Genomic DNA, 21,637 nt, shown 5'->3' with positions numbered 1-21,637 from the left:
CCCATCAGTCCAGCCAGACATAGCCCGCGAGCCGCCCGGTGGTGCGGTCGCGGCGGTACGAGAAGTGGTCGTCCGACTCCAGCGTGCACACCGGCGCCTGCGCCCGGTCGCACACCCCGAGCCGGTCGAGCTGCGCGTGCACCCCGGCGCTCACATCGAGCGCCGGCGTGCCCCAGCTCGTTTCGGCGTGCGCCGCCGGCTCGACGGCGGCCACCTCGGCGCGCATCGCCTCCGGCACCTCGTAGCACCGGCCGCACACGGACGGGCCCGTGCGGGCGACGATCCGGTCCTCCTCGGCGCCGAGTTCGACCATGGCGCGTACGGCGGCGGGGACAACCCCCTTGACCATGCCGGGCCGGCCGGCGTGGGCCGCTGCGACGATCCCGGCGACGGGGTCGGCCAGCAGCACCGGTACGCAGTCGGCGGTGAGGACGGCGAGGGCGAGTCCGCGCCGGACGGTGACGATCGCGTCGACCTCCGGCACCGTGCTCCCCCACGGCTCGTCCACCACGGCGACGTCCGCGCCGTGCACCTGGTTCATCCAGACGACCTGGGCGGGGTCCAGGCCCAGCGACTTGGCCGCCAGCTCCCGGTTGCCCCGCACCGCCTCGGGCGTGTCGCCGACCGCGCCGCCGAGGTTCAGCTCCTCATACGGAGCGGCGCTCACCCCGCCCCACCGGTCGGTGAAGGCGAAGTGCGCGCCGCTCACGCTCTCGCGCTGTCCTATCACTTGAGGAAGTCCGGGACGTCCAGTTCCTCGGCCGCGCTGTCCGAGTAGGTCCGGGGCGCCGGCGTCACCGGCGGGGGGACCGGGATCTCGGCCACCGGCTCGGGCGCCGGCTCCGGCTCCTCCTTCGGCTTGACGCTGCCCAGCGAGCCGAAGGACGGACGGCTGGGCTCGCTCGGCCGGGCCGGGGCGGGCTCCTCGCGGCGGGCGGGAGCCGAGCCGGCGGAGGCCGAGCCGAGGACGTTGTCCCGGCGGGCCGGGGGCTGGCCGCCGTCGAAGCCGGCCGCGATCACGGTCACCCGGACCTCGTCGCCGAGGGCGTCGTCGATGACCGCGCCGAAGATGATGTTGGCCTCGGGGTGGGCGGCCTCGCTGACCAGCTGGGCGGCCTCGTTGATCTCGAACAGGCCGAGGTCGGAGCCGCCGGAGATGGAGAGCAGCACGCCCCGGGCGCCGTCGATGGACGCCTCCAGCAGCGGCGAGGAGATCGCCATCTCGGCCGCGGCCACCGCGCGGTCGTCGCCGCGGGCCGAGCCGATGCCCATGAGGGCCGAACCGGCCTCGGACATGACCGACTTCACGTCGGCGAAGTCGAGGTTGATCAGGCCGGGGGTGGTGATGAGGTCGGTGATGCCCTGAACACCGGAGAGCAGGACCTGGTCGGCGGACTTGAAGGCGTCCAGGACCGAGACCTGGCGGTCCGAGATGGACAGCAGCCGGTCGTTCGGGATGACGATGAGGGTGTCGACCTCTTCGCGGAGTTCGGCGATGCCGTCCTCGGCCTGGTTCGCGCGGCGCCGTCCCTCGAAGGTGAACGGGCGGGTGACCACGCCGATGGTGAGGGCGCCGAGCGAGCGCGCGATGTTGGCCACGACGGGCGCGCCGCCGGTGCCGGTGCCGCCGCCTTCACCGGCCGTCACGAAGACCATGTCGGCCCCCTTGAGGACCTCCTCGATCTCCTCGCGGTGGTCCTCGGCGGCCTTGCGGCCGACGGCCGGGTTGGCTCCGGCGCCGAGTCCGCGGGTGAGTTCGCGGCCGACGTCGAGCTTGACGTCGGCGTCGCTCATCAACAGCGCCTGTGCGTCGGTGTTGATGGCGATGAACTCGACGCCCTTGAGACCGACCTCGATCATCCGGTTGATGGCATTGACACCACCGCCGCCGACACCGATGACCTTGATGACTGCGAGGTAGTTCTGCGGTGCTGCCACGTCGAAGGCCTCTCGCCTCGAATTACGTTGTCGCCGCCGTGCGGTGCCCCGCGCCGGGACGACGGATGCCGAATGGGACGGTCCGTAACGCCGACCCGAACCCTAACCCTGAAGTTTAGGGTTACCAGTGTGTCTGTTCCCTGGAGTCTTCTGAACAGGACACTAAGTCGACAAGTGGCGCCCGTTCAACGAACACGCCGAACCTCCCGTTTTTCTTTTCACCCTATGTGATCAGCCGTAGCGCTGCCCAACCAGGGTGCTGGCCTGCGCGGATGTGCGTCAACTCCCCGATGACGCAGGGGCGGTGGGGACGCTGACGTCGAGGTGCCGCGCGCCGGGAGATGCTTTCATGAGAGCCGTGAGGGCCCGCGCCTTGGCGCGGCCCTGCTCGCCGCTGCCCCACGCGACGGTGCGGCCGTCGGCCAACTCCAGCGTGATGTCGTCGAAGGTGCGCACGTGGACGGCCCGGGCGGTCCTCGCCACGGCGGCCGGCAGGTCCCCGGCGACCCGGACCGCCTCGCGCACCAGCCGGTCGGTGCCGAAGCGCCGGAAGCTGGCGGCACCCGGACCCGTCCGGGACGCGGACAATTCCAGCATCGGAACGCCATTCGGCGCCTGCGCGACCGTGGCGAACCGGACACCGTCGTCGTCGACTTCGACGAAGTTCGCGCCCTTTCGGATCAACAGAACCGGAGTGCGCTCGATCACTTTCAGGCCGATTCCATGCGGCCAGGAACGAACCACATCTACGGTGTCAATTCGGGGCAATTTCCGGCGAAGTCGGGCTTCGATGACATCCGTGTCGACGGAAATCATCGGTTTTCCGACGGGCACGGCCGCCGCCTCCCGCACCTCGGCCGGAGTCAGCACGCGCGTGCCCGACACCGGGACATGCTCGACGCGCAGCCACGTGGAGCCGTACAGCGCCCAGGCGGAACCGGCCCCGAGGAGCACGAGAAGGGCGACCAGGGCGATGACCAGGCGAAGGCGCCGCCGGTTGGACCCGCGGACGAGCGGCGGGCCGGACGACTCCTGCTGGCGTTCACCGCGCTCGGCGGTGGAGGGTCCGGCCACGCTGCTCACTGCCCTTTCGTCATACGGTCCTATCGGCGCGAGGCGATCGCCTCGTACACCATGCCGACGAGCAGGTCGTCGGCGTCCCGGCGGCCGAACTCGCTTGCCGCGCGGGACATCTCGTACAGCCGGTGCGGGTCGGCGAGCACGGGCAGCACGTTCTGCTGCACCCACTCGGGGGTGAGGTCCGCGTCGTCGACGAGGAGCCCGCCGCCGGCCTTGACCACCGGCTGGGCGTTGAGCCGCTGTTCGCCGTTGCCGATGGGCAGCGGGACGTACGCGGCCGGGAGCCCGACGGCGGAGAGTTCGGCGACGGTCATCGCGCCCGCGCGGCAGAGCATCATGTCGGCCGCCGCGTACGCGAGGTCCATCCGGTCCAGGTAACTTACCGGGATGTAGGGGGGCATTCCCGGCATCTGGTGCACCTGCGGCAGTTCGTTCTTCGGGCCGACCGCGTGCAGGATCTGGATGCCGGCCTGCTGGAGCCACGGAGCGACCGCCTGCGTCACCTCGTTCAGCCGCCGGGCGCCCTGCGAGCCGCCGGAGACGAGCAGCGTGGGCAGGTTGGGGTCGAGACCAAAGCGGTGCCGGGCCTCGGGCCGGACGGCGGCGCGGTCCAGCGTGGCGATGGAGCGGCGCAGCGGGATGCCGATGTAGCGGGCGTCACGCAGCTTGCTGTCCGGGGTGGAGACGGCGACCCGGGCCGCGTACCGCGAGCCGATCTTGTTGGCCAGGCCCGGGCGGGCGTTGGCCTCGTGGATGACGATGGGCACACCGAGGCGCTTGGCGGCCAGGTAGCCGGGCAGGGCGACGTAGCCGCCGAAGCCGACCACGCAGTCCGCCTTGGTGCGCTCCAGGATCTGCTCGGCGGCCTTGATCGTGCCGCGCAGCCGGCCCGGGACGGTGATCAGCTCGGGGGTGGGCTTGCGGGGCAGCGGCACCGCAGGAATCAGCGCCAGCTCGTAGCCGCGCTCCGGGACGAGCCGGGTCTCCAGGCCGCGCTCCGTGCCCAGGGCCGTGATCCCCACGGTCGGGTCCTGCCTGCGCAGGGCGTCCGCGAGGGCGAGCGCGGGCTCGATGTGGCCGGCGGTCCCCCCACCGGCGAGTACGACATGCACCGAAATTCACCGCTCTCCGGACGAGCGCGCCGCCGAGGCACGCCGTCGCATCGTGTTCCATCTCCGAGGCCCCCGCTCGGCACCGGGGCCTCCCGCCCGCTTTTTACCAAAGCGAGGTTGCCGCATCGCAAGCGCTGCCCGCGCAGCGGGCTCGTCGCGCGCGAAGGCGATCAGCAGCCCGATGGCGAACATGGTCGGCAGCAGGGCGGACCCTCCGTAGGAGAACAGCGGGAGGGGGACACCGGCGATCGGCAGCAGACCGAGCACCGCACCGATGTTGATCACCGCCTGGGCGGTGATCCAGGTGGTCACGCCTCCCGCGGCATACCTCACGAAGGGGTCCTCCGTGCGTCCGGCCACGCGGATACCCGCATAGCCTAGAGCCGCGAACAGGGCGAGCACCGACAGCGTCCCCGCCAGGCCCAGTTCCTCACCGGTGACGGCGAAGATGAAGTCGGTGTGGGCTTCCGGGAGTTGGCCCCATTTTTCCACACTCGCGCCCAGTCCGGAGCCGAAGAGTCCGCCGGAGGCCAGGGCGTAGATGCCGTGCACGGCCTGCCAGCAGTCGGCGACCCCGGCCTTGGGCTCGGTGGCGCCGATGCAGGCGAGGCGGGCCATCCGGTTGGGGCTCGTCTTGATGAGCGTCACACCGATCAGCCCGGCGACGGACAGCACGCCCGCGAACAGCCGGGTCGGCGCGCCCGCCAGCCAGAGCAGGCCGAAGAGGATCGCCGTGAGGATGATCGCGGTGCCCATGTCACCGCCGAGCATGATCAGCCCGAGCAGCAGGAACGCGACCGGGACCAGCGGCACCAGCATGTGCTTCCACTGGGTCAGCAGCTTGCGCTCCTGCTTGCGGGCGATCAGGTCCGCGCCCCACAGCACCAGGGCGAGCTTGCCGAACTCGCTGGGCTGGATCTGGAAGGAGCCGCCGAGGGAGATCCAGTTCTGGTTGCCGTTGACCGCCATCCCTATCCCGGGCACCTGCACCAGGGCCATCAGGAAGACGGCGCCGGCGAGGATCGGATAGGCCAGCGCCCGGTGCAGCTTCACCGGCATGCGGGAGGCGGCGAACAGCAGTGCGCCGCCGATGAGCGCGGCGAGGAACTGCTTGCGGAAGAAGTACGACCCGGGCAGCGAGAGCTGGAGCGCGGTGATCTGGGAGGCCGAGTAGACCATCACCAGGCCCAGCACGGTGATCAGCACACTGCCGCCGACGATCAGGTAGTAGGCGGTCAGCGGCCGGTCCCAGGCTTTGCGCGCACGCGTGTAGAGCCGTTGTACGGGGTTCTCGTGCGGCGGCCGGGGAACGGCGGAACGCGGGCGCCGGGACGCCCGCTGCACGGGTGGCCGGCCGGTACGGCTACTGGGCATCGGCGCCTCCACTGAACGTCGACCGTCCCACGCGTCCCTCCCAAGATCCGCCCGGCAGGCGGCCGGGGTCAGGCGCCGAGCTCGCGGACCGCCGCCGCGAACGCGTCACCGCGCTGGTTGTAGTTGGTGAACATGTCCATGGAGGCGCAGGCCGGGGCCAGCAGCACCGTGTCGCCGGGCTGAGCCAGCCGTTTCGCTTCCGTCACCGCCTGGAGCATCGCCCCAGTGTCGGTCCGGTCGACGTCGACCACGGGTACTTCCGGCGCGTGTCGCGCGAGGGCGTCCCGGATCAGGGCGCGATCCGCGCCGATCAGGACGACCCCGCGAAGCCGCTTCGCCGACTTGGCGACCAGCTCGTCGAAGGTGGCCCCCTTCGCCAGACCGCCCGCAATCCATACGATCGGTTCATATGACGCCAACGACGCCTCGGCGGCGTGGGTGTTGGTCGCCTTGGAGTCGTCCACGTACGCGACCCCGTCGACGTCGGCAACGTGCGCGATGCGGTGGGCGTCCGGGCGGAAGGCCCGCAGGCCGTCCCGTACGGCGCCGGCGGGCACCCCGAACGCGCGGGCGAGGGCCGCGGCGGCAAGGGCGTTGGCGATGTTGTGCGGCGCGGGGGGATTGACGTCGGAGACCTCGGCCAGCTCCTGCGCGTTCTTCTGCCGGTTCTCGACGAAGGCCCGGTCGACCAGGATGCCGTCGACGACGCCGAGTTGGGAGGGCCCGGGCGTGCCGAGCGTGAATCCGACGGCTCGGCAGCCCTCTTCGACGTCGGCCTCGCGCACGAGGTCCTCGGTGGCCTTGTCGGCGACGTTGTAGACGCAGGCGACCTTGTTGCCCTCGTAGACGCGGCCCTTGTCGCGCGCGTACGCCTCCATGGAGCCGTGCCAGTCCAGGTGGTCCGGCGCGAGGTTGAGGACCACAGCGGAGTGCGCCCGCAGGGAGGGCGCCCAGTGGAGCTGGTAGCTGGACAGCTCCACGGCGAGCACGTCGTACCGCTGCTCGCCGAGGACCGCGTCCAGCAGGGAGACGCCGATGTTGCCCACGGCGGCCGTGCGCAGGCCCGCCGCCTTCAGGATGGAGGCGAGCATCTGGACGGTCGTGGTCTTGCCGTTGGTGCCCGTGACGGCCAGCCACGGGGCCGCGTCGGGGCCGCGCAGCCGCCAGGCCAGCTCCACGTCGCCCCAGACCGGCACACCGGCCTTCTCCGCGGCGATGAACAGCGGCTTGTCGGGCTTCCAGCCGGGCGCGGTGACGATCAGCTCGGTGCCTTCCGGCAGGGTCTCGCCGTCGCCGAGGCGCACGGTGATGCCGAGCGCCTCCAGCTCCGCGGCCTGTTCCCGCGCGCGTGCGTCGTCGCCGTCGTTGACGACCGTGACGATCGCCCCGCGCGCGTGCAGCACTTTCGCCGCAGGGACGCCGGAGACGCCGAGCCCGGCGACGGTGACGTGCTTGCCCTGGAAGTCGGAAGGCCCAGAAGGCACCGAGGAGGTCACTTGTCCGCTGCCCATCCCGCGTAGAAGAGGCCCAGTCCGACGATCACACAGATGCCCTGGATGATCCAGAATCGGACCACCACAAGGACCTCGGACCAGCCCTTGAGTTCGAAGTGGTGCTGGAGCGGTGCCATCCGGAAGACGCGCTTGCCGGTGAGCCGGAAGGAGCCGACCTGGATGACGACCGACATGGTGATGAGGACGAACAGGCCGCCCATGATGGCCACCAGCAGCTCCGTGCGGGAGAGGATGGCCAGGCCGGTGAGGACACCGCCGAGGGCGAGCGAGCCGGTGTCGCCCATGAAGATCTTCGCCGGCGAGGTGTTCCACCACAGGAAGCCGAGGCAGGCACCCATCAGCGCGGAGGCGACGACCGCGAGGTCGAGCGGGTCGCGCACCTCGTAGCAGGCGCCGGGGTTGGTCAGGGTGCCCGCGTTGGCGCAGGACTCCTGGAACTGCCAGACGCCGATGAACGTGTAGGCGCCGAAGACGAGCACGGAGGCGCCGGTGGCCAGACCGTCCAGACCATCGGTGAGGTTCACGCCGTTCGACATCGCGAGGATCATGAACAGCGCCCAGACGACGAACAGCACCGGGCCGATGGACCAGCCGAAGTCGGTGATGAACGACAGCTTGGTGGAGGCCGGGGTGTTGCCGCGGGCGTCGGAGAACTGCAGCGACAGCACGGCGAAGGCGATGCCGACGATCAGCTGGCCTGCCATCTTCGCCTTGGCCCGCAGACCCAGCGAACGCCGCTTGACGATCTTGATGTAGTCGTCGAGGAAGCCGACCAGGCCCATGCCGAACATCAGGCCGAGGACCAGCAGCCCGGAGTAGGTGGGCGGGTAACCGGTGATGAGCTTGCTCAGGAAGTACGCGGCGATCGTCGCCAGGATGAAGGCGATACCGCCCATGGTCGGCGTACCGCGCTTGCTGGCGTGCTCGCGCGGGCCGTCGTCACGGATGTACTGGCCGTAGCCCTTGCGGGCGAGAAGCTTGATCAGCAGCGGGGTGCCGACCAGCGTCAGGAAGAGGCCAATGACTCCTGAGAACAGGATCTGCTTCATCATCGGGCGGCAACCTCACCCTCGGCACCGCTCTCGACGAGCGCCTGGGCGACGCTCTCCAGACCCACCGAACGGGACGCCTTCACGAGCACGACGTCCCCCGGGCGCAACTCGCTGCGCAACAGGTCGATCGCCGCCTGTGCGTCGGACACGTGCACCGACTCCTCACCCCACGAACCCTCGTTATATGCGCCCAATTGCAGCCAGGAGGCCTCAATCCCCCCGACGGCGACGAGCTTGCTGACGTTGAGCCGGACGGCGAGCCGTCCGACGGCGTCGTGCTCGGCGAGCGCCTCGTCCCCCAGCTCGGCCATCTTGCCGAGCACCGCCCACGTACGGCGCCCCCTGCCCATGGCCGCGAGCGCCCTGAGGGCGGCCCGCATGGACTCGGGGTTGGCGTTGTAGGCGTCGTTGACGATGGTCACGCCGTCCGGGCGCTCGGTGACCTCCATGCGCCAGCGGGAGAGGGAGCCCGCCTCGGAGAGCGCGGTGGCGATCTCTTCCGCGGACATGCCCAGCTCATGGGCGACGGCGGCCGCGGCGAGCGCGTTCGACACGTGGTGCTCACCGTACAGGCGCATCGTCAGATCACTTGCACCGGAGGGTGTGTGAAGCCTGAAGGAGGGCTGTCCGCTGTCCGTGAGTCGTACGTTCTCGGCCCGTACGTCCGCTTCGGCCGACTCTCCGAAAAGGACCACCTTCGCCTTGGTACGGGAGGCCATGGCCCGCACCAGCGGGTCGTCGGCGTTGAGGATCGCCGTGCCGCCCTCCTCCGCGGCGGGAAGGGCCTCCACGAGCTCGCCCTTGGCCTGGGCGATCTGCTCGCGGCCGCCGAACTCACCGATGTGGGCGGTGCCGACGTTGAGCACCAGGCCGATCCGCGGCGGGGTGAGGCCGGTGAGGTAGCGGATGTGCCCGATGCCGCGGGCGCCCATCTCCAGCACGAGGAACCGGGTCTCCTCGGTGGCGGACAGGGCGGTCAGCGGCAGCCCGATCTCGTTGTTGAGCGAGCCGGGCGTGAACACCGTCGGCGCCTTGCGCTGGAGCACCTGGGCGATGAGGTCCTTGGTGCTGGTCTTGCCGGCCGAGCCGGTCAGGGCGACGAGGGTCGCGCCGAGCCGGCGGACGACGTGCCGGGCGAGAGCGCCGAGGGCCGTCTGGACGTCCTCGACGACGATCGCGGGGACGCCGACCGGGCGGGAGGCCAGCACGGCCACCGCGCCGGCCTCGGTCACCGCCCGGGCGTAGTCGTGGCCGTCCACGCGCTCGCCGACGAAGGCGGCGAACAGGCTGCCGGGCACCACCTCGCGGGAGTCCCGGACGACCGGTCCCGTGACCCGCACGGACGGATCCGGTATGTCGTGCGTCTGCCCGCCGACGACTGCTGCGATCTCGGCGAGGGAGAGGGCGATCACAAGTTCATCCCCTGGGTCTTCTGGATTTTCATCCCTGGGTCTTCTGGATAGCTTCGCGAAGGACCTGGCGGTCGTCGAAGGGACGGACCACGCCGGCGATGTCCTGGCCCTGCTCGTGGCCCTTGCCCGCGACCAGCACCGTGTCGCCTGCCTGGGCGCGGCCCACGGCGGCGGCGACGGCGGCGGCCCGGTCCTCGAACAGGAGCACCTCGCCGCGCTCGTGCGCGGGCACGGAGGCCGCGCCCTGGAGCATGGTGGCGAGGATCGCGAGGGGGTCCTCGGAGCGGGGGTTGTCGGAGGTCAGTACAGCCGTGTCGGCGAGCCGGGCCACGGCGGCGCCCATCGGGGCGCGCTTGGTCCGGTCGCGGTCGCCGCCGCAGCCGAGGACGACGTGCAGCCGGCCCTTGGTGACCTTGCGCAGCGCCTTGAGCACCGACTCGACGGCGTCGGTCTTGTGGGCGTAGTCGACCACCGCGAGGTAGGGCTGCCCGGCGTCGACGCGCTCCAGGCGGCCCGGGACGCCCGGGACGGCGGCGATGCCGTCGGCGGCGGTCTGCGGGTCGAGGCCGGCCGCGGCGAGGGCGACGATGGCGGCGAGGGTGTTCGCCACGTTGAAGGGGCCCGGCAGCGGCGACTTGGCGTGCACCCGCTCGCCGTTCGGGCCGAGGACGGTGAACGTCGAGTCCATGGGGCCGACCTGGACGTCCTCGGCGCGCCAGTCGGCGTCGGGGTGGCCCTCGGCGGAGTAGGTGACGACCGGCACGGTCGCCTCCTTCGCGAGCCGGCGGCCGTACTCGTCGTCGGCGTTGACCACGCCGAGTTTGCTGCGCTTCGGCGTGAACAGCTGCGCCTTGGCCCGGAAGTAGTCCTCCATGTCGGAGTGGAACTCCATGTGTTCCGGGCTGAGGTTGGTGAAGACGGCGATGTCGAAGACGCAGCCGTCGACCCGGCCGAGGACCAGGGCGTGGCTGGAGACCTCCATGGCGACGGCCTCGACGCCCTCTTCGCGCATGACGGCGAACAGTGCCTGGAGGTCGGTGGCTTCGGGGGTGGTGCGCTCGGACTTGATGCGCTCGTCACCGATGCGGATCTCGACGGTACCGATGAGACCGGTCGAACGGACGGTCTTCAGGCCGCCTTCCACCAGGTAGGCGCTGGTGGTCTTGCCGGAGGTGCCGGTGATGCCGATCTGGAGCAGGTCGCGGCCCGGGTGGTGGTAGATCGTGGCCGCCAGCTCTCCCATCCGGCCGCGCGGATCCTCGACCACCAGGACGGGCAGCCCGGACGCGGCGGCGCGCTCGGCGCCCTCGGGGTCGGTGAGGACGGCGACGGCGCCCAGGCTCGCGGCCTGGGTGACGAAGTCGGCGCCGTGCAGCCGGGCGCCGGGGAGGGCGGCGTACAGGTCACCGGGGCGGACCGCGCGCGAGTCGTGGGTGATCCCCGTGACCTCGGCGGCGGCTTCCGGCGCGGTGACACCCAGCTGGCCGGCGAGCTCCGCGAGGGGTGTGGCGGGGAGCGTCGCAGGCCGGGGCAGTCCCGGATATGTCACGGGTTGGCCCTTCTGGGTGATTTGGGACTGATCAGCGTGTGGCACGGCGGTGAGCGTACCGGGCGCACCCGCTCCGGAGCGAAGTGAGGGCCCGCGGGCGCCTTGGTTCCCGGGGTCCGGGGTGATCGTTGTCACGAGCTGGTTCCTGGTGTTTCCGAGGTGCTGATCAGGGCTTGTAGTCGACGGGCAGGCTGGCGGGCTTCGCGCCGGTCGGCGGGACCTGCAGGGTCTTCAGGGCGAACTCCATCACCTGTTTGTAGATGGGGGCGCAGATCTGGCCGCCGAAGTAGCTGCCCGAGGTGGCGTTCTGGATGGCGCAGTAGACGGTGATCCGCGGGTTGTCGGCGGGGGCGAAGCCGGCGAAGGACGACGTGTAGCCGCGGTAGCGGCCGGTGACCGGATCCACGCGGTTGGCCGTGCCGGTCTTGCCCGCGACCCGGTACCCGGGGATACGCGCCTTCACACCGGTGCCCTGCCCGTCGTCCACGACGGACTCCAGCATCTGCGCGAGGCTCTTGGCGGTCTTCTGGCTGACGACCCGTGTCTGCTCGGGCTTCGGTGCCGGGACGAAGCGGCCGTCGGCGCCCTTGGTGCCGCGCACCAGGGTCGGCTGGACGCGCACGCCGCCGTTGGCGATGGTCGAGTAGACGGAGGCGGCCTGCATCGCGTTGATGGAGAAGCCCTGGCCGAAAGGGATCGTGTACTGCTGCGAGGTGGACCACTTCTGCGGCGGCGCGAGGATGCCGGCGGTCTCGCCGGGGAAGCCGAGGCCGGTGGGGCTGCCGATGCCGAACTTGCGCAGGTACGAGTAGAGGACCTTGTTGGCCTCGGGCTGGGTCTTGCCGAGTTCGCCGGTGGCCAGGATGGTGCCGATGTTGCTGGACTTGGCGAGCACGCCGTTGAGGGTCAGGTACCAGGTGGCGTGGTCGACGTCGTCCTGGAACAGCCGGTCGCCGCGGTGCAGCCGGTTGGGTACGACGACATGGGTGAGCGGGGTCGCGACGTTCCGTTCCAGCACGGCCGCCATCGACATCACCTTCGCGGTGGAGCCGGGCTCGTAGGCGTCCTGGACGGCCGCGTTGCCCATGGCGTCGCCGTCGGCCTTCGACAGGTCGTTGGGGTCGAAGCCGGGGGAATTGGCCATGGCCAGGATCTGGCCGGTGCGGGTGTCCTGGACGATGACGTAACCCCGGTCCGCCTTGGACTTCTTCACCTGCTCGCTGATCGCGTTCTGCGCGGCCCACTGGATGTCGCGGTCGATGGTCAGCTCGACGTCGGAGCCGGGCACGGCGGGGGTCTCGGTGGACCCGGCGGTCGGCACCTCGCGCCCGCCGGCCTGGGCGTAGCGGACCTTGCCGTCCTTCCCGGACAGCTGCTTGTCCAACTCCTGCTCGATGCCGCCGCCGCCCTGGCCGTCGGCGTTGACCCAGCCCAGTATCCCGGCGGCCAGGTCGCCGTTGGGGTACACGCGCTGGCTGCTGGGGTCCGCGAAGACACCGGACAGCACGTTGACGGTGGTGTGGTCCGTCTCCGACTTGTTGGTGAGCGCGGTCTTCAGGTCCTTGATCTGCTTCCAGACCTGCGGGGTCTGCCGGGCGGCGAGCCGGGTGTAGCGGGAGTTCTTGTTCGCGGGCCGCAGCTTCTTGACGAGCGTGGCCTGGTCCTGGCCGAGGATCGGGGCGAGCAGCGCGGCGGCCTGCTCCGGGCCGTCGGAGATCTTCAGCTGCGCGCGGCTGAACATGGTCGGGTCGGCCGTGATGTCGTACGCGTCCTCGCTGACGGCGAGGGCGACGCCGTTGCGGTCGGTGATCTCGCCGCGCTCGGCGGCCAGCGTGTGCACCACGTACCGGTTCTGCTCGGCCCGCGCCGTGTAGGAGCTCGCGTCGACGGCCTGGACCTGGAGCAGCCGCACCACGAAGGCGAGCAGCACCAGGGTCAGGGCGAGGCTGACCAGGCGCAGCCGGGGCCGGGGGCTGCCGAGCCGGAGCGGGCGCGACACCGGGGGCCGGGCCCCGCCTGAGCGGCGGACCGGCCGGGCACCGGGCGCGGGCTGCCGCCGGACGGCACCCCGCGGCCGGGGGGGCTTGGCGGGCCCGGGCACACGGCGGCGCGGCGGTTCCCTGTCGGACACTTCCGTCACCTGCCGGGGGTCGGGGTGGGGATGGGCTGGAGGGTGGCGGGCGGCGCCGGGGGCGCTGCTGCCGGGTCGCTCGGGGGCTGGGGTGGCACGGTGGGGGCCGGGGCGGTGGGCGGGACGGTGGCGAGGGCGGCGTCGGCCGGGGTGAGCGGCTCGGGGCCGGCCGGGGCCGTGAGGGCGGCGGGCTGGGGGGCGGCGACGCCGGGGACGCCCTTGACGGTGCCGTCGGGGCCGAGGAACGCCGGGTCGCCGCCGGGGACCATGCCGAGTTCGCGGGCGCGGCGCTGCAGGGCGTCGGGGGACGAGTAGGCGTCGATGTCCCGCTGGAGGGCCTGTTCCTCGTCGGTGAGGTTCTTCGTCTGCTTCTGCAGGTCGGCGAGTTTGAACGAGCCTTCGCTGAGCGCGGAGTTCAGCACCAGCAGGCCGATGAGGCCGCCGCCGAGGAGCACGACGACGAGCAGGACGAACGGGGTGCGGGCCGCCTGGGCGCGACCGGCCGGGAGGAGCCGGGCGAGCCGGGCGGCCCTCCCCTTCAGCTCGGGTTTCCTGCTCACTGCTCCCCCGGTGCGTGCGGGACACCGCTCCCCCGGTGCCCGGGGGAACCCTTCCGACCCGTCTCGCTCACTCGACGTCCTCCCGGATGCGCTCGGCACCCCGCAGTCTGGCCGGTGCGGCCCGGCGGTTCTCGGCGATCTCTTCCTCGGTGGGAAGTTCGGCACCACGGGTGAGCAGCTTGAGCCGCGGCTGGTAGCGCTCGGGCACGACGGGCAGCCCGGGCGGCGCGGTGGAGGCGGCCCCGGCCGCGAACACGTGCTTGACGAGCCGGTCTTCGAGCGAGTGGTACGACAGCACGGCGATGCGCCCGCCGACGTCGAGGGCCTTCACGGCGGCCGGGATCGCCCGCTCCAGAACCGACAGTTCGCCGTTGACCTCGATGCGCAGCGCCTGGAAGGTGCGCTTGGCCGGATTGCCGCCGGTACGCTTGGCGGCCTGCGGCAACGCGTCCCGGATGAGTTCCACGAGCCGCGCGCTGTTGCTGAACGGCTCCTTCTCGCGCTCCCGGACGATCGCGGCGACGATCCGCTTGGCCTGCTTCTCCTCGCCGTACGCCCGCAGGATCCGCACGAGTTCGCCGGCCGGGTAGGTGTTGAGGACCTCGGCGGCGCTGATCCCGGTCGTCTGGTCCATGCGCATGTCCAACGGGGCGTCCTGCGCGTAGGCGAAGCCGCGGTCGGCCTCGTCGAGCTGCATGGAGGAGACACCGAGGTCGAACAGCACGCCCTGCACGCGCGCGATGCCGAGCCGGTCCAGCACCTCGGGCAGCTCGTCGTACACGGCGTGCACGAGGGTGGCGCGGTCGCCGTAGGGCGCCAGCCGCTCACCGGACAGCCGCAGCGCCTCCTTGTCCCGGTCGAGGCCGATCAGCCGTGCCTCGGGGAACCGGCCGAGCAGTGCCTCGCTGTGCCCGCCGAGGCCGAGGGTGCAGTCGACGACCACCGCGCCCGGCCGCTCCAGGGCGGGCGCCAGCAGATCCAGGCACCGCTGGAGCATCACCGGGACGTGTCGACTCTGGCTCAAGGGGGCCTCTCAGGATCCGGCGCAGGATACGCACCGCCACGGGTCCCCGCCAGCTCGTAAGGGGCGGCCTGCCGGCGCCGGAAGCGTCAGCCGACCGGGAGCGGGAGGAGGCCGAGCCGTACGTACGCGCCGCGCGCGTGGGGAGACGGTCCGGGCGCATGCCGGGGTCTCCAGGGGTTTCACCAGCAGGAAGAGCCACGCCTCCCGCTTCGCGCCACTTTAGTCCACCGTGTCTCGCGGTCAATCAACCGGCCTGCGCGTCGCGCACCGCGCGCGGCCCGGGCGGTCATTCGAACGGATTCATCCGTCGGGTCCGGTTCGCCCTCCGTGTGGGTTACCTCACAACATGCCACGATGACGATTTTTGTCCTTCCTCACAGCGGGCTGGAACCTCGCGTGACCAGTAACGTCGTCAGCATGACGACTTCTGCAGCAGTGCCCACTGGATCCGAAGGCGCCATAACGGCCGGCGACACCGTGACCGACCGCCTCGTGGAAGCCAACCGGCGGTACGCCGAAGCGTTCACGGACCCCGGCATGGACGCCCGCCCCGTTCTCAACGTCGCCGTCGTCGCGTGCATGGACGCGCGCCTCGACCTGCACAAGGCCCTCGGTCTACAGCTCGGCGACTGCCACACGATCCGCAACGCGGGCGGTGTGGTCACCGACGACGTCATCCGGTCGCTGACCATCAGCCAGCGCAAGCTCGGCACCCGCAGCATCGTGCTCATCCACCACACCGGCTGCGGCCTGGAGGCCCTCACCGAGGACTTCCGCAGCGAGCTGGAGATGGAGGTCGGCCAGCGGCCGTCCTGGGCGGTGGAGTCCTTCCGGGACGTGGACCAGGACGTGCGCCAGTCCATGCAGCGGGTGCGCACCTCGCCGTTCCTGCTGCACAACGACGACGTCCGCGGCTTCGTCTTCGACGTGCGCACCGGCCTGCTGCGCGAGGTCGACCCGGCCTGATCCGGGGTGCCGGCCCACCGCCCCGGAACACATCCGCCGTCCTCGTATCGAAAATACGGTCGAAAAGTCGTAAGACCGGCATCGCGGGGGCAGTTGTCCACAGGCGAGTGACACGAATCGGTAACGGCAGCAAGAATGCGGGGTGTGACGTCACGCGGAACTTCTCCCGCGTGGTGTCCGTGTTTCGGTGGGCCGGTTTCGCACGAGAGCGCCGGCCCGGAAAGAACGGGCCGAGGAGGGCCGGGTGACGACCTATGACGATCGAGCGAACCTCACGGATCTGACCGCGACGGTGGAGCGGGTGCGCGGTTCGGTGGAGGGCGTGATCGAGGGCAAGCCCGAGGTCGTACGACTCGCGCTGACCGTGCTGCTCGCGGAGGGCCACCTGCTGATCGAGGACGTCCCCGGGGTGGGCAAGACGATGCTCGCCAAGGCGCTGGCGCGGTCCATCGACTGCTCGGTGCGGCGCATCCAGTTCACACCGGACCTGCTGCCCTCGGACATCACGGGCGTGTCGATCTGGGACCAGCAGCGCCGGGACTTCGAGTTCAAGCCGGGCGCCATCTTCGCGCAGATCGTGATCGGCGACGAGATCAACCGCGCCTCGCCCAAGACCCAGTCCGCCCTGCTGGAGTCGATGGAGGAGCGGCAGGTCACCATCGACGGGCAGACGTACGAACTGCCCAGCCCCTTCATGGTGGTGGCCACCCAGAACCCGGTCGAGATGGAGGGCACCTACCCGCTGCCCGAGGCCCAGCGCGACCGCTTCATGGCCCGCGTCTCCGTCGGCTACCCGAGCGTGGAGGCCGAGCTGCAGATGCTCGACATCCACGGCGGGGTCAGCCCGCTGGAGGACCTCCAGCCGGTGGCGCACGCGCACGAGATCGTGAAGCTGATCGAGGCGGTCCGCGGGGTGCACGTCGCCGAGCCGGTCCGGCGCTACGCGGTCGAACTGGTCGCCGCCACCCGCGCCCACCCCGACCTCAGACTCGGTGCCTCCCCGCGCGCGACGCTGCACCTGCTGCGCGCGGCCAAGGCGTCCGCGGCCCTCGCCGGCCGGGAGTACGCGCTGCCGGACGACGTCCAGGCACTCGCCGTCGCCGTCCTCGCCCACCGTCTGCTGCCCACCGCCCAGGCCCAGCTCAACCGCCGCACGGCCGAGCAGGTGGTGCTGGAGCTCCTCCAGCACACCGCGGTGCCCGCAGCCCAGGCCCCGCAGAACGGCTTCGGCGGTCTGGGCCGGAACGTCCCCGCCTATCCCCAGCAGCCCCCGCGGAGTCTGTGATGAGTTCCTGGGGGGCCGGACCGGCGGAGGCCGACCGCGGGGAGGCGGGCGGGATCCGTACGGCCCTGGCGGGCCTCACCACCCGGGGCCGCTCCTTCCTCGCGGCCGGGATCGCCGCCGCGATCTGCTCGTTCGTGCTGGGCCTCGGCGAACTGCTGCGGGTCGGCCTGCTGCTCGCCGTACTGGCCCTGATCTGCGCGGCCGTGCTGTACCGCACGCGCTACCGGGTGGCCGCGAGCCGCCGCCTGTCCCCCGCGCGCGTCCCCGCCGGCAGCGAGGCGCGGGTGCACCTGCGCATGGACAACGTCTCCCGGCTGCCCACCGGCCTGCTGATGCTCCAGGACCGGGTGCCGTACGTCCTCGGGCCCCGGCCCCGCTTCGTGCTGGACCGGGTCGAGCCGGGCGGCCGCCGCGAGGTGTCCTACCGGGTCCGCTCCGACCTGCGGGGCCGCTATCCGCTCGGCCCGCTCCAGTTGCGGCTCACCGACCCCTTCGGCATGTGCGAGCTGACCCGCTCCTTCTCGACGTACGACACCCTGACGGTCATCCCGCGCGTGGAGCCGCTCTCCCCGGTCCGCTTCGGCGGGGAGGCCAAGGGGTACGGCGACGGGCGGCAGCGCTCGCTGGCCCTCGCCGGCGAGGACGACGTCATCCCGCGCGGCTACCGCTACGGCGACGACCTGCGCCGGGTGCACTGGCGGTCCACCGCGCGCTACGGCGAGCTGATGGTGCGCCGCGAGGAGCAGCCCCGGCGCTCCCGGTGCACCGTGCTCCTGGACACCCGCGGCGGCGCCTTCGAGGGCGCGGGCCCCGACTCGGCCTTCGAGTGGGCCGTCTCCGGTGCCGCCTCCGTGCTGGTGCACATGCTGGAGCGCGGCTTCTCGGTACGGCTGCTGACCGACAGCGGCAGCGCGGTGCCGGGCGAGGGTGCCGACGGGTTCGCGGGCACCGGACAGGAGACGGCGGACGCGGCCGGGCTGATGATGGACACCCTCGCGGTGATCGACCACTCCGACGGCACCGGGCTGTCCCGGGCGTACGACGTGCTGCGCGGCGGCAACGAGGGGCTGCTGATCGCCTTCCTCGGCGACCTGGACGAGGAGCAGGCCACGACGGTCGCCAAGATGAGCCGGCGCAGCGGCGGCGCCGTCGCCTTCGTGCTGGACCCCGACACCTGGACCCGGGAGTCGACCGACGTGCCCCGACCGGACGACCGGCACGGGGAGCGGCTGCGGATGCTGCGCGAGGCGGGCTGGACGGCGCTGAGCGTGCCGCGCGGCGCCTCGCTGGACGAACTGTGGCAGCAGGCGGACCAGGAACGCTCCGGCCTGGCCGCCGTGACCGGGGAGGCGCGGGGATGAGCGGGCGGGCACGACTGGCACTGTGCGCGGCGGCGGCCACCCTGATGACCTCCTGCGCGCTGCTGCCGCTGGTCACCGAGCCGACCTGGCTGCTGCAACTGGTCCCGCTGGTGGCCATCCAGACCGGGGTGGGCGCGGCGGCCCGGCGGGTGCCGCTGGGCCGGACGCTGACCGTCGCGGCGCAGGCGCTGGTCACCCTGATGCTGCTCACCCTGGTCTTCGCCCGGGGGCACGCGCTCATCGGCCTGATCCCCGGCCCGGACACCTTCCGGTACTTCGCCGACCTGCTCCAGCAGGGCACGGACGACGTCAGCCGGTACGCGACGCCGGCGCCGGTCACCGACGGCATCAAGCTGATGCTGATCGGCGGTGCGCTGGTGATCGGCCTGCTGGTGGACACGCTCGCGGTGACGCTCCGCAGCGCGGCCCCGGCAGGGCTGCCGCTGCTCGCGCTGTACTCGGTGGCCGCGGGCCTGTCCGGCGGCGGCGCGGGCTGGCTGTGGTTCCTGGTGGCGGCGGCCGGCTATCTGATGCTGCTGCTCGCGGAGGGCCGGGACCGGCTCGCCCAGTGGGGCCGGGTCTTCGGCGGCGCGCCCCGTACGCCGGGCGGCCCGGAGGGCGCCGTGGCACCGGTGCGCACCGGGCGCCGGATCGGCGCGGTCGCGCTCGGCGTGGCCGTGGTGGTGCCGCTCGCCCTGCCCACGATCGACGGCGGCCTGCTGGACGCGGCGGGCACCGGCGTGGGGGTGGGCAACGGCAGCGGGGGCACGATCTCCGCGGTCAACCCACTGGTGTCGCTGCGGGACAACCTGAACACGAACGACGACCGCCAGGTGCTGACGCTGCGGACGGACACGAACGACATCTCCGACCTGTATCTGCGGATCGTCTCCCTGGACGACTTCGACGGGACCACCTGGAAGCCGGCCCAACGGCACATCGTCGGCGTGCCGGACAAGCTCCCCACACCCATCGGCCTGGGTTCGGACGTCACGCGCGGCAAGGTGACGACGACCGTCACCGCGGCGGACTGGTACGCGCAGGACTGGCTGCCGATGCCCTACCCGCCGAGCGATGTCAAGATCAGCGGCCGGTGGCGGTACGAGCCCGTCGGGATGACCCTCGTCGGCGACCGCGGCCAGACCACGCGCGGCGAGACCTACCAGGTGACCAGCCTGGACGTGCAGCCGACGGCGGAGCAGCTCGCCGCCGCGCCGCAGCCGCCGGCCGCCCTGAGGCGCGAGTACACCAAGGTGCCGTCCTCGCTGCCGAAGGTGGTGGCCCGCACCGCGCAGGAGATCACGGCGGGCGCGAGCAGTCACTACGAGGAAGCCGTCAAGCTCCAGGACTGGTTCGCGGTCACCGGGGGCTTCCAGTACGACACCTCGGTGCAGGTGGGCCGCGGTTCCGGGGCCATAGCGAACTTCCTGAAGAAGAAACAGGGCTTCTGCGTCCACTTCTCCTTCGCTATGGCCGCGATGGCCCGCACCCTCGGCATCCCGGCCCGGGTCGCGGTGGGCTTCGCGCCCGGCACCCCGCAGGCCGACGGCACGGTCGCGGTGAACCAGAAGGACGCGCACGCGTGGCCCGAGCTGTACTTCGAGGGCGTGGGCTGGACCCGCTTCGAGCCGACGCCCACCCGGGGCACCACGCCGTCGTACACCCAGTCGGACACGCCCGGCAGCTCGGTGCCGGAGGAGGCGCTGCCGTCCAAGGGCGCGTCCTCGGCGCCTTCGGCGGCGGCGTCGCCGAGCGAGAGCTGCGCCGGGGAGCTGCGCAAGCTCCAGGCCTGCGGCAGCCCGTCCGCGGCGGCGATCGCGCACCAGGAGGACGGCGGCGACGGCTGGTGGTGGTGGCCGCTGATCGGGCTGGGCGCGCTGCTGGTCCTGGCGGTGCCGCTGTCACCGCTGCTGTGGCGGGAGCGGATGCGCGGGCGCCGGCTGGGCGGGCACGCCCGGACGGCTCAGGGCACGGCGGCGCACACCCTGGCGGCCTGGCAGGAGCTGACCGACAGCGCCTGGGACCACGGCATCACGCCGGACGAGTCGCTGACTCCGCGCAAGGCCGCCGAACGGATCGTCCGGCTCGGCCATCTCGATCCGGCGACCGGGGCCGCCGTGCACCGGGTGGCCGACGCGGTGGAGCAGGTGCTCTACGCGCCCCGGCCGCGCCCGGCGGCGGGGACGGCACAGGACGTGCGCCGGGTGATCGAGGGGCTGCGGGCCACGGTGAGCACCGGGACGCGGCTGCGGGCACTGTTCCTGCCCCGCTCGTCGGTCCGGGTGCTGTGGACGGTGTCGGCCCGCTGGTCGGCCCTGCGGACCCGGGCCGCGGCGGCCCGCCCGACGCTGCGCCGGCCGTCCGGACAGCGGGGCTGACCGCGCGCGGCACGGCAGCGCGGGTGAACGGGCGCGGCGCGGCTGCGCAGGTGGACATACGCCGCGCGGCAGCGAGCATGAACGCACACGGCCTGGCAGCGGGCCTGAAGCACGCGGCACGGCAGCGCAGGTAGACGCACGCGGCACGGCGGCGGGCGGAACGGGCGCGCCGCGGCCGGCGCGCCGTGTGGGGCGGCTGAGCGCCGCCGCGAGGGCGGCTGAGCACGCGTGAGGGGCGGCCACCGGCTGGTGGCCGCCCCTCACGTATGTCTGCTGGTCCGGCGCCGCGGAGGCGCCGAGCCGTCAGTGACCCTGTTCGTCCCGGCGGCGCTGCCAGCGCTGCTCGATCCGGTCCATCACGGAGCGCTTCGGCCGCCCCTGGCGCTGCGGGGTGCCCGGGGGCTGCTCACCCGGCTTCGGTGCCTTGCGCCAGCCGGTGACGGCGAGCACGGCACAGCCCAGCATGACGAGGAAACCCACCACGCTGACCCAGATCAGCTGCGCGACCATTCCGGCCATGAGGAGCGCGATACCCGCGAGGAAGCCTGCGACCGCCTGGTAGACCCGCCGCCGGGTGTACGTCCGCAGCCCGTTTCCCTCAAGCGCCGACGCGAACTTGGGGTCTTCGGCGTACAGCGCTCGCTCCATCTGCTCAAGCATTCGCTGCTCGTGCTCAGAGAGCGGCACGGAGTCCTCCTCATCGTGCAGTCGCCGGGGGCGACCCGGGGGGTCCCTTCAGGATAGGCAGGGAATCGCCCCCGTGAAACCCGCCCCTCTACGCCAATTGGCCAACCGGAGCCCGTCATGGCCATCCGACTCGCTGAGGCTTCCATTCCCCGGCGGCCGACCCGTCATGCCGGACGGTGTACCTCGATCATACGGCGCAAACCCCTCGATCGGG

Annotated in this window: 17 protein-coding genes; 4 read left to right on the top strand and 13 right to left on the bottom strand. The window is 72.0% G+C overall.

Features of this window, described 5'->3' with window-relative positions:
- Positions 1 to 4 precede the first annotated feature (4 nt).
- The 12 genes from pgeF to rsmH form a co-directional block, all read right to left on the bottom strand.
- On the bottom strand, positions 5 to 730 hold the full coding sequence (pgeF, locus tag OO52_RS06955; protein ID WP_030642039.1) for a peptidoglycan editing factor PgeF: 726 nt from the start codon (positions 728 to 730) through the stop codon (positions 5 to 7).
- A complete protein-coding gene (gene ftsZ / locus OO52_RS06950; protein WP_030642036.1) occupies positions 727 to 1,938 on the bottom strand; it encodes a cell division protein FtsZ in 1,212 nt (403 codons plus the stop codon). The genes pgeF and ftsZ overlap by 4 nt, the downstream gene beginning before the upstream one ends.
- A 279-nt stretch (positions 1,939 to 2,217) precedes the next feature.
- Entirely contained in the window at positions 2,218 to 3,012 is a 795-nt protein-coding gene (locus tag OO52_RS06945) for a cell division protein FtsQ/DivIB (RefSeq protein ID WP_030642033.1), read from the bottom strand.
- A 29-nt stretch (positions 3,013 to 3,041) separates the two neighbouring features.
- Positions 3,042 to 4,130, bottom strand: coding sequence for an undecaprenyldiphospho-muramoylpentapeptide beta-N-acetylglucosaminyltransferase (murG, locus tag OO52_RS06940; RefSeq protein WP_014672168.1), 1,089 nt, complete (start codon positions 4,128 to 4,130; stop codon positions 3,042 to 3,044).
- 6 nt (positions 4,131 to 4,136) lie between these two features.
- Complete coding sequence (gene ftsW, locus OO52_RS06935; RefSeq protein ID WP_030642030.1) at positions 4,137 to 5,504, bottom strand: putative lipid II flippase FtsW; 1,368 nt, start codon at positions 5,502 to 5,504, stop codon at positions 4,137 to 4,139.
- A gap of 68 nt (positions 5,505 to 5,572) precedes the next feature.
- Positions 5,573 to 7,015, bottom strand: coding sequence for a UDP-N-acetylmuramoyl-L-alanine--D-glutamate ligase (murD, locus tag OO52_RS06930; RefSeq protein ID WP_030642028.1), 1,443 nt, complete (start codon positions 7,013 to 7,015; stop codon positions 5,573 to 5,575).
- Positions 6,997 to 8,067: a phospho-N-acetylmuramoyl-pentapeptide-transferase gene (gene mraY, locus OO52_RS06925; protein ID WP_030347870.1), complete on the bottom strand. Its 1,071-nt coding sequence runs from the start codon at positions 8,065 to 8,067 to the stop codon at positions 6,997 to 6,999. Before mraY ends, murD begins: the two co-directional genes overlap by 19 nt.
- Positions 8,067 to 9,482, bottom strand: coding sequence for a UDP-N-acetylmuramoyl-tripeptide--D-alanyl-D-alanine ligase (locus OO52_RS06920; RefSeq protein WP_030642026.1), 1,416 nt, complete (start codon positions 9,480 to 9,482; stop codon positions 8,067 to 8,069). The genes mraY and OO52_RS06920 overlap by 1 nt, the downstream gene beginning before the upstream one ends.
- A gap of 28 nt (positions 9,483 to 9,510) precedes the next feature.
- Positions 9,511 to 11,166 carry a UDP-N-acetylmuramoyl-L-alanyl-D-glutamate--2,6-diaminopimelate ligase gene (locus OO52_RS06915; protein ID WP_167347897.1) on the bottom strand — a complete coding sequence of 552 codons (1,656 nt, stop codon included), beginning with the start codon at positions 11,164 to 11,166 and terminating at the stop codon, positions 9,511 to 9,513.
- Between the two features lie 31 nt (positions 11,167 to 11,197).
- Positions 11,198 to 13,162, bottom strand: coding sequence for a peptidoglycan D,D-transpeptidase FtsI family protein (locus OO52_RS06910; RefSeq protein WP_279616778.1), 1,965 nt, complete (start codon positions 13,160 to 13,162; stop codon positions 11,198 to 11,200).
- A gap of 5 nt (positions 13,163 to 13,167) precedes the next feature.
- Positions 13,168 to 13,722, bottom strand: coding sequence for a septum formation initiator family protein (locus OO52_RS06905; RefSeq protein WP_030642019.1), 555 nt, complete (start codon positions 13,720 to 13,722; stop codon positions 13,168 to 13,170).
- Positions 13,723 to 13,789: 67 nt separating this feature from the next.
- Positions 13,790 to 14,746, bottom strand: coding sequence for a 16S rRNA (cytosine(1402)-N(4))-methyltransferase RsmH (gene rsmH, locus OO52_RS06900; RefSeq protein ID WP_078630057.1), 957 nt, complete (start codon positions 14,744 to 14,746; stop codon positions 13,790 to 13,792).
- 417 nt (positions 14,747 to 15,163) lie between these two features.
- Here rsmH and OO52_RS06895 point away from each other — a divergent pair, with 417 nt between their 5' ends.
- From OO52_RS06895 to OO52_RS06880, 4 genes are all read left to right on the top strand, one after another.
- Complete coding sequence (locus OO52_RS06895) at positions 15,164 to 15,712, top strand: beta-class carbonic anhydrase (RefSeq protein WP_030642015.1); 549 nt, start codon at positions 15,164 to 15,166, stop codon at positions 15,710 to 15,712.
- A gap of 244 nt (positions 15,713 to 15,956) precedes the next feature.
- A complete protein-coding gene (locus OO52_RS06890) occupies positions 15,957 to 16,997 on the top strand; it encodes an AAA family ATPase (protein ID WP_030642013.1) in 1,041 nt (346 codons plus the stop codon).
- Entirely contained in the window at positions 16,997 to 18,358 is a 1,362-nt protein-coding gene (locus OO52_RS06885; protein WP_030642011.1) for a DUF58 domain-containing protein, read from the top strand. Before OO52_RS06890 ends, OO52_RS06885 begins: the two co-directional genes overlap by 1 nt.
- Positions 18,355 to 20,736 (top strand): transglutaminase TgpA family protein, encoded by a 2,382-nt coding sequence (locus OO52_RS06880; protein ID WP_030642009.1) that lies wholly within the window; start codon positions 18,355 to 18,357, stop codon positions 20,734 to 20,736. The genes OO52_RS06885 and OO52_RS06880 overlap by 4 nt, the downstream gene beginning before the upstream one ends.
- A gap of 303 nt (positions 20,737 to 21,039) precedes the next feature.
- Here the strand turns inward: OO52_RS06880 and OO52_RS06875 are convergent, their stop codons facing one another.
- Entirely contained in the window at positions 21,040 to 21,423 is a 384-nt protein-coding gene (locus OO52_RS06875) for a DUF3040 domain-containing protein (RefSeq protein ID WP_030642007.1), read from the bottom strand.
- Between the last annotated feature and the right edge of the window lie 214 nt (positions 21,424 to 21,637).

It is taken from the genome of Streptomyces flaveolus (genome assembly GCF_000716535.1).
Lineage (GTDB): Bacteria > Actinomycetota > Actinomycetes > Streptomycetales > Streptomycetaceae > Streptomyces > Streptomyces flaveolus_A.
The sequence above is the reverse complement of the archived record's forward strand: the minus strand, read 5'-3'. Positions and strand labels throughout refer to the sequence as shown.